Annotated in this window: 9 protein-coding genes; 5 read left to right on the top strand and 4 right to left on the bottom strand. The window is 60.7% G+C overall.

Going from position 1 to position 13,417, the window contains the following annotated elements; translation table 11 throughout:
* Positions 1-62 precede the first annotated feature (62 nt).
* The 3 genes from SH292x_RS04405 (at position 63) to SH292x_RS04395 (ending at position 4,225) form a co-directional block, all read left to right on the top strand.
* Entirely contained in the window at positions 63-2,540 is a 2,478-nt protein-coding gene (locus SH292x_RS04405) for a PEP-CTERM sorting domain-containing protein (protein WP_442484369.1), read from the top strand.
* A gap of 164 nt (positions 2,541-2,704) precedes the next feature.
* Positions 2,705-3,721 carry a DUF1559 family PulG-like putative transporter gene (locus SH292x_RS04400; protein WP_442484368.1) on the top strand — a complete coding sequence of 339 codons (1,017 nt, stop codon included), beginning with the start codon at positions 2,705-2,707 and terminating at the stop codon, positions 3,719-3,721.
* Between the two features lie 63 nt (positions 3,722-3,784).
* Positions 3,785-4,225 (top strand): carboxypeptidase-like regulatory domain-containing protein, encoded by a 441-nt coding sequence (locus tag SH292x_RS04395; RefSeq protein ID WP_442484367.1) that lies wholly within the window; start codon positions 3,785-3,787, stop codon positions 4,223-4,225.
* Here SH292x_RS04395 and SH292x_RS04390 read toward each other — a convergent pair.
* Positions 4,220-5,635 (bottom strand): cytochrome P450, encoded by a 1,416-nt coding sequence (locus SH292x_RS04390; protein ID WP_442484366.1) that lies wholly within the window; start codon positions 5,633-5,635, stop codon positions 4,220-4,222. The genes SH292x_RS04395 and SH292x_RS04390 overlap by 6 nt on opposite strands.
* Before the next feature lie 153 nt (positions 5,636-5,788).
* Here SH292x_RS04390 and SH292x_RS04385 point away from each other — a divergent pair, with 153 nt between their 5' ends.
* Positions 5,789-6,379 (top strand): hypothetical protein, encoded by a 591-nt coding sequence (locus SH292x_RS04385; protein WP_442484365.1) that lies wholly within the window; start codon positions 5,789-5,791, stop codon positions 6,377-6,379.
* A 79-nt stretch (positions 6,380-6,458) separates the two neighbouring features.
* Here SH292x_RS04385 and sthA read toward each other — a convergent pair whose 3' ends face one another.
* Positions 6,459-7,877, bottom strand: a complete 1,419-nt coding sequence (gene sthA, locus SH292x_RS04380; protein ID WP_442484364.1) for a Si-specific NAD(P)(+) transhydrogenase — start codon at positions 7,875-7,877, stop codon at positions 6,459-6,461.
* 299 nt (positions 7,878-8,176) lie between these two features.
* On the opposite strand from sthA, the gene SH292x_RS04375 reads away from it, so the two are divergent.
* Positions 8,177-8,800 (top strand): hypothetical protein, encoded by a 624-nt coding sequence (locus SH292x_RS04375; RefSeq protein ID WP_442484363.1) that lies wholly within the window; start codon positions 8,177-8,179, stop codon positions 8,798-8,800.
* Here SH292x_RS04375 and SH292x_RS04370 read toward each other — a convergent pair.
* Positions 8,797-10,269, bottom strand: a complete 1,473-nt coding sequence (locus tag SH292x_RS04370; protein WP_442484362.1) for a DUF1501 domain-containing protein — start codon at positions 10,267-10,269, stop codon at positions 8,797-8,799. The two genes, SH292x_RS04375 and SH292x_RS04370, sit on opposite strands and share 4 nt — an antisense overlap.
* Positions 10,270-10,329: 60 nt before the next feature.
* On the bottom strand, positions 10,330-13,296 hold the full coding sequence (locus SH292x_RS04365) for a PSD1 and planctomycete cytochrome C domain-containing protein (RefSeq protein WP_442484361.1): 2,967 nt from the start codon (positions 13,294-13,296) through the stop codon (positions 10,330-10,332).
* Positions 13,297-13,417: the final 121 nt, after the last annotated feature.

The following is a 13,417-nucleotide window of genomic DNA, read 5'->3' as shown; positions in this document are numbered from 1 at the left end:
ATCGCGCTGTCCGAGTTGAACTAACACCGTCTTTACCGAAATTCACATAGAGATTTAGTACGATGCACCGAAAGAAGTTTCTACTGGTTGGGGCACTCGCCGTGTCCTTCTGCGGGACCGCACCGCGTGCCCAAGCGATCGATCACATTACGATCAAAGTCGTCGAGAACACGACCGCCAACAACGCGGCTGCTGTAACTCTGACTGCGGCAAATGTTTCGACGGTTGGCGGAGCACCCACCGTAAGTGTCTTCAGCGCCGACCGTGGCGATTACTTCCTGCAGTTCGGCGAGACTCGCGACGACGATCAGACGAGCGGCATCATGCTGGCAAGTGTCGCGCAGAATTCCAGCGCATCGGTCATCGTAGATGCCTTGGGCGTTGAAGATCGCCGATATGCTATCGCCTCCGCCGCGCGTACGGGTACCGCTGGTTACTTTGTGGCCACCCACGACACCTTCCAGGGCGTCGAGTGGAACGTCGACGTCTCGGCCGTGTACTTTCCCTTTGCCGATGGTTGGATCGCTGGACATACGGCGGGTGCTGTCGACACGGCGTTTACGTCTATCAATGCGACCGCGGGTTTGCAGCTTGGCAATCAGTTCATCGATGGCGGCAACGGCAAGCACACGCTCAATCTCTCGAGCCTCGGCGTAACGGATCACGCACGACAAGGCTTGCTGTTCGTCAGCGGTGGCGCGAATGCCGACAACTTCGCCCTCTCGGGCGTCTCGGCCGATGGCACGAGCCTGGGTATCTACACTCGCCACATCACCGAAGAAGTGCTGGAGACTTATCAGCAACAGCCTGTCGCGTTCGCCTACATTCCCGCCGGAGTGGAAGGCATCACCATGGGCAAGGTCAACGGTCAAGGCAACGCGATCTTTCGGCAGGGCAACTTCACCGTTACTCGTACACCGGGTGCTTCGCCTAACGATCCGGGCAACGATGGCGTGTACACGCTGACGATCGCCGGGCAGACTCCTGAAACGGGCACGCTGCTGTTCAGCGCCGAGAGCACTGGCAGCGGTGCGAGTGGCGACAACATGGTCACCGCCGAGCCGAACGGCCAAGGAGGCTGGACGCTGACTTCGCGTGACACGCCCGTGTCGGAAAACCAACCCGGTCTCCAGAACGTGGGCAATACGGTCCCTTCGTTCAACTTTGCCTTCATTCCCAACGACATCAACGAGGGCGGAACCGTCAATGGCGGAATTCGCGCAATTGAGAACTGGGACGCTTCGCTGCAATCGGCCTACGGCGGCAACGTCAAGGTCACGGAGAACGGCCCCGGCAACGAGAACGACGACACGGATGCCGAGGTCGCCTCGGGATCGCCGGGCGTTGACATTCCCTACATCAACCGGGGCGATTACGCGATCTCGGTCGCCAATACGTACGCTCGTGGAACCGAAGGCGTTCTGTTCGCCACGCCCACGCAGATCAATCGCGACAATAGCGGTACCGGCGGTGCCTCTGGCTCGGGAGTCGTCGCAACCAGCGTGATCAACGGCAAGTGGGAGATCGCCACGGGCACAGCCAATGGCAATGCGGACGCCGAGTTGAATATTGACTTCGCCGTGATGTACGTGCAGTCGAATGCCAAGTACGCTCCCGTGGCAAACGCCGCGACACCGTTCACGCCTGGCGTGCTCACCTCGGGAGTCGATAGCACCTCGGAACTGACGTTTACTCCCACCAATCCGAACGACGTGAATAACGGCGTCCTCCTGGCAACCGCATCTGGCAACAACGACAACTACGCCACCGTTGGTATCTCGGGCAATTCGTGGAAGGTCGAGCGATTCGACAACTCGGGTCTCGCCGAAGACAGCACCGATGGCGTGAATCATCTGTACGTTCCCTACTCCGACGCTGATACCGTTGCTGCTCGCATTGCCGCGAATGGTTCGGTGTTGGCGGGCGATGCGGGCGACTTCAGCCTGACGAACCCCAGCCCGGGCATCTACCATCTGACCATCGATGGCGTTACGCCTAATGATGGTATGCTGCTCTTGAATTCGGCCCTGTCGTCCGGCGTGATCGATAACGAGACCCGCAGTTCGGGTGCTCAAATGTCGTACGAAGCGGGCACAGGCAGCCTGGACGGCACGTTCATCATCCAGGCACTCGGTGTCCAAATTGATAACGATATCGCCATCGATGCCGAGATGGGCTCGCTCTACGCGCAAGTGAATACGCCCTTCAGCTTCGCCTACTTCTCCTACGGCGTCGAAACGCCCGAAGGTCTCGTGGGCGACTACAACGGCGATGGCACCGTGAACCTCGCCGATTACACCGTGTGGCGTGACAACCTGGGTGGCGATGCCTCGGCGCTGGCCGAAGGCTCTCGCGACCTCGCGAGCACGGGCGTTATCGGTGCGGCGGACTACCAAGCATGGAAGGCCAACTTCGGCAGCTCGCTCGGTGGTCTCACTGGCGGCCTTGAAGCCAACAATGTTCCCGAGCCCGCGACTTACCTTGTGCTGGCGGCAGGACTCGCCGGTGCCTGGTTCGTTCGCCTGCGCTCGGCGAAGTAGTAACTACCACTCCCTATAACTGCGTAGGCAGCAGCGGCACCGCGGTGCTTGTTGGTCCGAGACGTCGGATGGCGAACACACGCGGTGCCGCTTTATCAATCGAACGATGTGCCGACTTTCCCCCCCGTCGGCAAACAAAAACCCTGTATTTGAGGCCACGCGCAATGGAACGCACGCCCCGCCGTCTGACGGCAATCCTGTCCCGCCCCACTTCCCTACCCCACCCGGGCTTCACGCTCGTCGAGTTGCTGGTCGTGATCGCTATCATAGGCATCCTGGTCGCGCTCTTGCTGCCGGCCGTGCAATCGGCTCGCGAAGCAGCCCGACGAACGAGCTGCGTGAACAACATGAAGCAATTGGGCCTCGCCGTGCTGAACTACGAGGACACGCAGAAGGAGCTTCCGCCGTCGCACTCCGATGGCAGCAATCACAACGTCATCGCCTACATCATGCCGTTCATGGAGCAACAGGCAGTCGCCGATCAGTACGACTGGAGCGTACCTGGTTATGAAACGGTCGGCGATCGATTCAATCCAAGTTCTCGCAACAACCTGAAGCTGGCACTTACCACCGTGATCGACGTGTTTCGTTGCCCCACGACGCCCCCGCCCGCCGCAAGTTCCGGCCCCACCGATTTGCCATCGACCAGTGCCACGGCCGGTCTGTGCGACTACGCCATTTGCGATTCGATCACCGACAACGCGAACATCGATAACTTGCTAGCCACCAAGAAGATCAAGATGCGCGCCGATTGGAACAGCATGCTGGCGTCGAACGTCCGTTCGGGCACTTACACTCCCGGGGCGACCTCGCTAACCCACAGCAGCGGTAAGTTTCAGATCCCCAAGCTGCGGTACGTGAAGGACGGACAGTCGAACTCGATCATGTGGTTCGAAGACGCAGGCCGGCCCGATCTCTACGAAAACGGCGCCCCAAAAGGTAGCACGACTCGCGGGGCACTGTGGGTCGATGGCCAGGCTTGGTACGACGTCCACGAGGTGTGCGGTAACGCCATGCACAACTGCACCAACAACCACGAGACCTACAGTTTTCACACCGGCGGCTGCAACTACACGATGGGCGATGCGTCCGTGCGATTCATTAGCGACTCGGTGGATCCCGAAACCTACGTCTCGCTCTTCACCCGTGCTGGCGAGGACGTGGCTCCTACCACGGAGTGATATCGCCTAGTCGAACGCAGTCTGATTTAATCTGCTAGCTCTTTCGAGGATACTCACGACGTTATGATGGTTTTACGTTTCGCTGCTTGTGTTGGTTACATGCTGGTCTTGGCGGCAGTCGTGGGATGTGGCCCGCCCGATGGTCAGATGGCGGTTTATCCCGTGAGTGGTTCGGTCACCGTCGCGGGGCAGCCCGCCGCGGGGGCGAAGGTAACGCTGATTGGGCTCGATGAGAAGTTCAGCGACCCGAAGTCGCCGATTCCCTCGGCCACTGTCGCAGAGGATGGGTCGTTTGAGATCACTTCTTACACGTCCGGCGACGGTGCCCCGGACGGGAACTATCGTGTGGTTATTCTGTGGGAAGAAGCGATTCCTGAGAACGCCGACCCCGAGTCGGCTCCTGCGCCCAAGGACAAGCTCGGCGGCAAGTACAACCACGACAAGAGCGAACTCAAGGTGACGATTCCGGCCGAGTCGACGACACTCCCGCCGTTCGAGCTATGACGATCTGCACTCGATGACGAACCGATCCTGCGGCAGCGCAGGGAGCTTTGTCATCTCGAGTTTCAAGTCTTGCGGCGGGACTCGGTAGTTGAGGTCCTTCACCAAGTTGGCGACGGCCCATTTCATAATCTCGATGGTGGCTCCTTCGCCGGGACAGCGGTGCGTGACACGAGCGTCGCCACCCCCTTGGGGAATGAAGCCAAACGGGCTGTTGTCGCCGCTGGCGAATCGCTCGGGGCGGAACGCCTCGGCGTTGTCCCAAATCGAGGGGTCGCGGTTCGTGCCGTAGAGGTCGAGCAGCACCCGGCGTCCCTCCTTGAACTCGTAGCCGCGCCAGGTGAAGTTCTTCCGCACGATTCCTGAGGTGAACGGGAAGAACGGATAGAGTCTTCGCACTTCCTGGACGAACCACTCGCGGTACTCGTCGTTATTGGCAACTCGATCGCGGCACTCGGGATGCTCGTGCAGGGCGTGCGCCGTGAAGACGATGAACACGGCGATGGCGACGATCGGCCTTAGCAAATTGATCAGTTCGATTGCGGCGTCGTGCTCGCAGAGCAGCTTTCCATTGAGATCGCGATGCTGGGCGACCACGTAAGCAGGGCTGTTGTGAGGCACTTGGAGCTCGCCCGCACGGATCTGGCGAATGATGCCCTTGATCCACGCGTTGCCTCGATTGCGCATCCATCGCGCCCACCAGTACTTCGGCCCCATCGAGCCGGCGAACTGGAACATGGCGACCAGCTCGCGAGTCCGCTGCTGCACCTCGTCGGCCTTAAGCGGAACAGCCGCCCAGTCGCAGGCGGCTTGGCAGAGCAGTTCGCAGACTTCGTCGTAGAGAACTACACGCTCGGTCGTCTTGCATCGCTCGCGATAGGCTGGCCAGATGCGTTCGCACGCCGCGACTAGTCGCTCTACTTCGGTGGGACTTAGTAACTCGACGAACATCGCTTTGCGATGCTTGTGGGCCGCATCGTCGAGGCCTTGCACGCCCCCTTTGCCGAAGAGCACCTTCTGCACCCGACCGGGCGTGGCGCCTTTGCGCGTGATCCGCGTTTCGTCATAAAACATCTGCGCCGCATCCGCCCCCAGCATGCAAACCGATTTACTCAGTAGCAGCCGCGTCTCGAACAGCGGTGTCTGGTGCTTGCGGCACGTCTCGCCAATGAACCCGTAGGGATTGCTGATCACCGAGAGCGAGCTATCGGCTAGCACCGGCACTTTAAGCTGATCTCGCGGCTCCACAGGTGCTGGCGGCGGAACGACCGGATTGCTCGGCGGAGGATCAATCATGGGATCCGGAGTTCCCGGCGGTTCGCCTGGTTGCGGCGGACCTGGATGGGGCGGCCGGGGCGGATCGATCTCGGGCTCGGGCGAATTATCGGACGGAGTAACAAGCTGCACCGGCATGTTGGCATCCTTGGACAGGAAATGGAGTTGTGGAAGTGGGCCGGGAGAATGCAGTTTGCGTGCCGGACGGAGGAAGTTGAGCGTGTTAGGTTAGGCAGACTGGATATGATGCATGCGTGAGTTTTTTGTGGAACGGTGTGAGTGACCACTTCGATGCTGGACATTGCTAAACTTGCGGACGCATTCTTCATGGGCACCTCCCCTATTCACGAAGCGATGGCGCGGCTCACCAAGACACTCCGTGAAATGAACATCCCCTTCGCCATCGCCGGAGCCATGGCCGCCAACGCCCACGGCTACCACCGCACGACGGCGGACATCAATATCCTCATCTCGCGCGAGAACCTTCAGCGGTTCAAAGAGGCCCATCTGGGTCGCGGTTGGGTGGATAAGTTCGAAGGGTCGAAGAATTTCCGCGACGCGGTCGCCGAGGTGAGTATTGTCACGCTTTTGGTCGGCGACTATCCGGGCGATGGGTTACCGAAACCAATCGCGTTTCCCGATCCCGAATCCATTGACAACACAACGATCGACGGGATTCCCTACATCACGCTGCCGACGCGTCTAGAGCTGAAGCTCACGAGCGGCATGACCGCCCCGCACCGCATGCAGGATTTGGCGGACGTGACAAGGCTCATCAGCGCCAACAGCTTAGCGGAGGACTACGCGGACCAGTTCAATCCCTGTGTCGCCGAAAAGTATCGGGAGCTGTGGAAGTTGGCGCAGGTGGATGACGATTATTGAACGTCGCCGTTCACCGCGAAGAGGCTAGCCGTTGGCGAGTCTCTTGGCGGGGCGGAGGTTTGCGGTTTTGCTTTGGCGCTTACGCGTAGACCAGATTCAACTTATTGAGGCCGTTGTAGGCTGCGACTTTGTAGCACTCGGCGAGCGTCGGGAAGTTGAACACGTTATTGATGAAGAACTCCGCGTCGCCGTCGAGGGCCATCACGGCCTGGCCGATGTGGATCAACTCCGTGGCGCCCGCGCCGATGACGTGGACGCCCAGGATTTTGTGCGTGTCCTGGTGGATCAGCAGCTTGAGCATGCCGAGTGTGTCGCCGAGCAGTTGAGCGCGGGCGATTTCGCGGTAGTGGGCGATGCCCGCTTCGTAGGGAATGCCCGCTTCGGTAAGTTGCTCTTCGGTCTTGCCGACCATCGAAATCTCAGGCACCGCGTAGATGCCGAACGGGAAGAGCTCGGTGTTGTAGTTGCCAACGTCGCACTGGCCGAAGGCGTGGCAGACCGCGCGGCGGCCTTGTTCCATGGCAGTCGAGGCGAGTGCCGGAAAGCCGATGACGTCGCCCGCGGCGTAAACGTGCGGCACATTGGTTTGATACTGCTCGTTGACGTGCAATCGCTCGCGGTCGTCGTACTCGATGCCCGCGTTGTCGAGTCCGAGCGTGCCGCACACGCCCTGACGCCCGACGGCGTACAGCAGCGTCTGCGCGCGGAGGGTCTTGCCGCTTTCGAGTTGAGCTTCGACGAGTTTGCGCGTGGTACCGTTGAGGATTTCGATTTCTTTGATCGACTCGACCTTTTCGCCGAGCCGGAGCGTGATGCCGCGCTGCCGCATGAAGTAGTGGAACGCGTCGCCGATTTCGCGATCGAGGAACCCGAGCGCCTGACGACGTCCTTCCACCAGCGTGACTTTCACGCCCAGCGTCGCCATGATGCAGGCGTACTCGGTGCCGATGACGCCGCCGCCGACGACGATCATGCTTTTGGGCAAGCTATTGAGCTTTAGCAGTTCGTCGCTAGTGAGAATCGTGTGCTCATTGAACGGGATATCCGCGGGACGAGCGGGCTTGGTGCCAACGGCGATCAGGAACTTGTCGGCCGAGATCTTCTCAACCGACTCGGGCCCTTCGACGAACAGTTCGTGCTCACTCGCAAATCGCGCCGAACCCCACAGCAGCTCTATGCCATTGCGCTCGAACTGATTGAGGATCAGGTCCCACTCGTGACGGATGACGGTTTGCGACACCGAAACGAGGTCGGCGATGGTAATGTTTCGCTTGACGCGGTAGCTGGAACCGAAGAGCCCCCGCTGCGCGGCACCGGTGAGGTGCAGCACGGCTTCGCGGAGCGCCTTCGACGGGATAGTGCCCGTGTTGATCTGTGCCCCACCCAGCACGCGCGTCTTCTCGATGATTGCGACCCGCTTGCCGAGCTTGGCGGCTTGGATGGCACCCTTCTGGCCAGCAGGACCAGTGCCGATGACGACGCAATCGAAATGTTTCATGGCGGGAAGAATCGTGGGTCAGAGGTCGAGTGTTCGGGGAGCTTGCAAGTGGCAGAACATGCGTCCGCACCGCTAGCCCGGATGAATCTGTACCGCCTCCATCGACGCATCGTATCGGAAAACTCGATTCGAAGCGAGTCTACCGATGTGGAAATTCAGTGAACCCAGGCGAAATATTCCTTGCGTAACGACTGTTACACGTGCGGCAAATTTTCATTTGCTACGCACCAACTGTGGGGTAGGTTTCCGCTGGAATTCAGACACCTTTAGCTTCGTTTCCTCCCCAACGCTATCAGAACATGAATCGCCGTCAGTTCGCATACTGGATTGGTGCCGGGCTCTTCACGCTGAGCGAACGCCTGCACGCCGAGGCATTCGACACGCTTGCCGCGGTGGTGATGCAATGCACCGAGAAGCTCGTCGATGGCAAAGTCTGTGTCGAAGAAGAGCGTTGGAGCTATCACGAAGACGACCGCTGGCGGTGGTTCGAACGCGAGACGCTTGTCGATGGCCAGTGGGAACTCACCGGCCGCACCACGCCGATCGATCGACGGACGGGTGAAGCACTGGCGGGAGTCGAAGGCTATCTCGATGAGAGCCTGGTGCCGGCGAAGATTCGCTTTGGCAAAAGCAGCGAGGCGAAGGAGCACGAGTTCGCCGACGAGGACGATGAAGACTATGGCGAAGCAGCCGCGCATCGCAAGGCCCGCGACGGTCGCCCGCCAAGCAAGTGGCTCCGCAGTCTGTACGCCGAAGAGCTGCGTCTATGGCTGCCGAATGTCAAAGTCCCCGAAGCGGGCGTGAGCGGCATGACGGTTTGGACGCATCTGACGCGCGACCACCTGTTCGATGAGAATCGCATCCAAGGTCTCAACGACATGGAACTCGCCAAGCTGCACGCGGTGGCACACTACGGCTACTAAGCCAAAATATCCTTGATCACCCGCGCGGGTTTCACGCCGGTGAGTTTCTGATTGAGCCCCTGGTGGGGATAAATGAGCCGTTGGTGGTCGATGCCCAATAGATGCCACAGCGTGGCGTGCAGGTCGCGGACCTCGACGGGGTTCTCGGTCACGTGATAGCCGATGGGGTCGCTTTGCCCGTAGCTGAAACCCTGCTTCACACCGCCGCCGGCCATCCAAATGGTAAAGGCGTGCGGGTGATGATCGCGGCCGATGAACGCCATCTCCTGCCCGCCGCGATTCTCGCGCATCGGCGTGCGGCCGAACTCGGTTGTAAACACCACGAGTGTGTCTTCGAGTAAACCACGTTGCTCGAGGTCGGTGAGCAGCGCCGCCATCGCTTGGTCGATGCTCGTGCATTTGTTCTTGAAGCCCAGGTTGATGCCCTCGGCCTCCGAAGCACCGTGCGAGTCCCAACCCCAGTCGAAGAGCTGAACGAACCGCACACCTCGCTCGACGAGTCGTCGGGCGAGGACGCAGTTGTTCGCGAAGCTCTCGCGGCCGGGCTCGGTGCCGTAGAGTTTGTGGATGTGCTCGGGCTCGGCAGTGAGGTCCATTGCATCGGACGCCGTGAGTTGCATGTTCGCCGCCATCTCGTACTGGGCGATGCGCGTGACGGTCTCGGGGTCACCGAACTGCTCGTACGTCTCCTGGTTCACGTCGTTGATGGCCGATAGGATTCGCTCGCGCATCGGCCGATCGATTCCCGTAGGGTTCGACAGGAACAACACGGGGTCGCCCTCGCTGCGGCACTGCACCCCTTGGTACACCGACGGGAGGAAGCCGGAGCCCCACACGCTCTTGCCTGCGTCGGGCGTGCGGCCACCGGACACCAGCACCACAAAGCCGGGGAGGTTCTGGTTCTCACTGCCTAGCCCGTAACCAATCCACGAACCCATCGACGCGTAACCGAGGTTCTGGTTACCCGTGTGCATCAAAAGCTGCCCGGGAGCGTGATTGAATTGGTCGGTCTTCATCGAGCGGATGAACGTCACCTTGTCGACCACTTGCTCGAAGTGCGGCAAGCGATCCGAAAGCCACTGCCCCGACTGCCCGGCTTGATGGAACGGGTAGTACGACCCCAGCAACTGAGGGACGCCGCGGATGAACGCGAATCGCTGGCCTTCGAGAAACTCTTGAGGGCAGTCCTTGCCACTGAGTCGTGTGAGCTCCGGCTTGTGCTCGAAGAGCTCCAACTGGCTTGGCGCACCCGCCATGTGCAGGCAAATCACCCGCTTCGCCCGCGGCGAAAACTGTGGGTCACGCGGCAGAAGTGGTCGCGCGGGATCGTGAGTCACGGCGCTCGACGAACCGTTCGCTGCCTGCGAAGCCAGCCAAAACGCCCCGAGCCCCGCCATCCCATCGCGCAGGAAATGCCGCCGCGTCTGATTTTGAAGCGTCGCGTGCTGAAGGTGTTGGAAAAGGTTCATATCAGCCCTAAGCGAGCGGGGCCCGTCAGGGCCGTGGTGAGGAGGGGGAGGGAACTTACGCTACCGCGTCATCACGTCGTCCAAATTCAAAATCGCACTCGCAACAATGGTCCGTGCGTACGACTCTCGATTATCCGCTAGTGTTTTCATCTGCTCGTCACTCGCGTCGAACTGCGCAATCGCGTCGTCGTACAGCGAAACGAGTACGGCGATCGCTCGCTCTGTTGGTTCGTCGCAAGTCGCTTGTTCAAGAGCCCAGGCGATCTGTTCGTTCGTCGTCCCGCCCCCTTCGCTCGCCATACGCGCAGCAAAGGCTTGAGCACACTCGACGAACGCCGGATCGTTCATCGTTACCAAGGGCTGTAGCGGTGTGTTGGTTTGAATTCGGCGGACGCTGCACACCTCGCGGCTCGGAGTATCGAACATCATCATCGCCGGGTAGGGACTTGTTCGCTTCCAGTACGTGTAGATCGCCCGGCGATAGCGGTCGACTCCCTCAGCGTTCTCCCAGCGGGCGCCATTGTAGGCGCTCCGCCATATTCCGTCGGGTTGAGGCGGCATCACGGGTGGGCCGAACATCTTGTCGACGTACTTGCCACTCAGCGCGAGCGCTTGATCGCGTACCATCTCGGCGGTGAGTCGCAGCCGAGGCCCGCGAGCGAGCCAGCGATTGTCGCGATCGGCTTCGATCAATTCTTTGGATGCACGCGATGCTTGGCGATAGGTATCCGACAGTACCAGCTCTTTCAGCAGTGTCTTCGTGCTCCAGTTCATCTCCGTCGCAAATCGTGTCGATAGATCGTCGAGCAACTCTTGGTGCGTCGGCAATATGCCGCTGGTGCCGAAATCGCCCGAAGTCTCGACGATTCCGCGGCCGAACAGTTGCTCCCACACGCGGTTAACCTGCACTCGTGAAGTAAGCGGATGCTCGGCCGACGCGAACCACTCGGCCACGGCGAGGCGGTTGACCTTCGTCCCCTCGGCGATCGCCGGAAACACCGCGGGCACGCCGGGGGCGACTTCGTCGGTCTTGCTGAGCCAGTTGCCACGGTCGAACACGTAGCTGTGGCGGCGGAACTCGTCGTCGAGCTCGGCGATCACCGGAATCGATACGGCCGGAATCGCGTCGCGCTCGGCTCGCGCCTTCGCCAGATCGTCTTCTAGTTTCTGGAACTCGGCATTCGTTACCAACTCCGCCCAGCGGGCGTCGCTCGATACCGCCAGTCGTCCGCGATTGACGACTGTCGGATGCGCACCCGTTGCCGCGCGGCTTTGTTTTAGCTCGAGTCTTAAGCGGGACCCATCGGCAACCTTCAAAGGGTCCAATGGCACGAACACCGCCCAGCGTGGTCGATCGATTTTCGAGAAGCTCGCCCACCCATCATTATTATCGATCAAGCTGTCCGACGGATCGAGCACCGGCTCGGCTTCGTCGCACATCGCAAAGCGGAACATCACCTCTTCCGGCGTTTCGCTTCCCGGCGTGATGATCCACGCCCGCAGTCGTGTGACTGCGAAACCCAGCTCTGGAATCTTCATCGCGGCCTGAACGTCCTTGGGGAGCGCATCGAGGCGAATCGCGGTGAGCTCCGACATGCCCTGGGGCAGCGGTGCTTCGAGCGTGTAGAGCGACCCAATCGTGACCGTCCCAACGGTGACGTACTCGGCTAGCCCGGTGTCGGCATCCTTCTGAACGGCCAGCTTCGTCTGCCCGGTGGACGTGGCAACGTCCGGCGTCAGCGGCTGCCACGGCTGATTGTCACTCGCCACCTTCATTTCTTCAGCGTGCAGCGCACGGCGAAGCTCGCCAATGCGGCGATCGAGTTCATTGGCTCGCGCGTCGTCCTCGCGGTTCATCGGTACGCGGAGCCTGGGCGATTCTTCGTCGAGATCGTGGTCGCGCGTCGAGTTGAACACCGCGGCGAACGCGTAGTACTCATGGTGCTCGATGGGGTCGTACGGGTGCGAGTGGCACTGCGTGCAGCCATACGTCAGCCCGCCGAATACCTGCCACGTCGTGTTCACGCGATCGAGCACGGTCGCGGTGCGAAACTCTTCGTCGTCCGTACCACCTTCGGTGTTAGTCTGGGTGTTGGCATGGAACGCCGCCGCAATACGGTCGTCCATGGTGCACTCGGGGATCAAGTCGCCAGCAAGTTGCTTGATCACGAACTGGTTGTAAGGCACATCGGCGTTCAGCGCGCGGATCAACCAGTCGCGGTAGGGCCAGATGTCGCGATGCGGGTCCTTCTCGTAACCCATCGTGTCGGCGTAGCGAGCCAAGTCGAGCCACATCGCCGCCCAGTGTTCGCCATAGCGTGGCGATGCGAGCAACCGATCAACGACTCGCTCATAAGCCTCTGGCGATTCATCAGCGAGGAACTCGGCACGCTCCATCGCCGTGGGTGGCATGCCCGTCAGGTCGAACGTCACCCGACGGAGCCATTCGCTCTTCGAAGCCGGGGGTGATGGCGACAGCCCATGCGACTCCATCCCCGCGAGCACGAAAGGATCGATGCGGCCATGTCCCCACGTTAGTTTTGATTCAGGCAACGGATGCTGGTGCGGAGCAACGAACGACCAATGCTCCTCCCAGTTCGCACCTTCGGTAATCCATTGTTTCACCAGCGCGATCTCGTCCGCGCTCAGCGCCGGTCCATGTTCGGCCGGTGGCATTCGCAAGTCGTCGTCGGGCTCGGCGATGCGCTCGACCAAGTAACTCGCGGCAACGTCGCCCGGCACAATGGCCGGCATGCCCGAGTCCCCTTCGGCCAGAGCCTTGTCGCGGTAGATCAACGACACGCCACTCGCCTGCTTCACGCCGCCATGACAACCCACGCAATGCTTGGCGAACAGCGGGCGAATGTGCTCGTTGAAACTCACCTTCGCGGGGGGCGACTGCGGCGATTCCGAACCACCATCGCCCAGCGCACTCCAAGACGGCATCATCGCTGCTACGAGCAACAAAGCACCTAAGAGTCGCGCGGTAAGCGGGCGGAATCGCGGCATGGGGCGGAAGGTGGGCATGAGGCCTGAAAATGGCGGGCGGGGCTGCTCCTTCTATCTTACCAACTGCCGTGTGTCGGGGATACAAACGCGCGGGCACGCCTTCGCCTATTCCGCAATTCTTCGACGATAGCGACCGTCA

The sequence above is a fragment of the Aeoliella fuhlenseeensis genome (assembly GCF_052161615.1).
Classification (GTDB): Bacteria; Planctomycetota; Planctomycetia; order Pirellulales; family Lacipirellulaceae; genus Aeoliella.
The sequence above is the reverse complement of the archived record's forward strand: the minus strand, read 5'-3'. Positions and strand labels throughout refer to the sequence as shown.

Coding starts and splice junctions, on each gene's coding strand:
- SH292x_RS04405 (WP_442484369.1), top strand. CDS start 63: ATGCACCGAAAGAAGTTTCTACTGGTTGGGGCACTCGCCGTGTCCTTC.
- SH292x_RS04400 (WP_442484368.1), top strand. CDS start 2,705: ATGGAACGCACGCCCCGCCGTCTGACGGCAATCCTGTCCCGCCCCACT.
- SH292x_RS04395 (WP_442484367.1), top strand. CDS start 3,785: ATGATGGTTTTACGTTTCGCTGCTTGTGTTGGTTACATGCTGGTCTTG.
- SH292x_RS04390 (WP_442484366.1), bottom strand. CDS start 5,635: ATGCCGGTGCAGCTTGTTACTCCGTCCGATAATTCGCCCGAGCCCGAG.
- SH292x_RS04385 (WP_442484365.1), top strand. CDS start 5,789: ATGCTGGACATTGCTAAACTTGCGGACGCATTCTTCATGGGCACCTCC.
- sthA (WP_442484364.1), bottom strand. CDS start 7,877: ATGAAACATTTCGATTGCGTCGTCATCGGCACTGGTCCTGCTGGCCAG.
- SH292x_RS04375 (WP_442484363.1), top strand. CDS start 8,177: ATGAATCGCCGTCAGTTCGCATACTGGATTGGTGCCGGGCTCTTCACG.
- SH292x_RS04370 (WP_442484362.1), bottom strand. CDS start 10,269: ATGAACCTTTTCCAACACCTTCAGCACGCGACGCTTCAAAATCAGACG.
- SH292x_RS04365 (WP_442484361.1), bottom strand. CDS start 13,296: ATGCCCACCTTCCGCCCCATGCCGCGATTCCGCCCGCTTACCGCGCGA.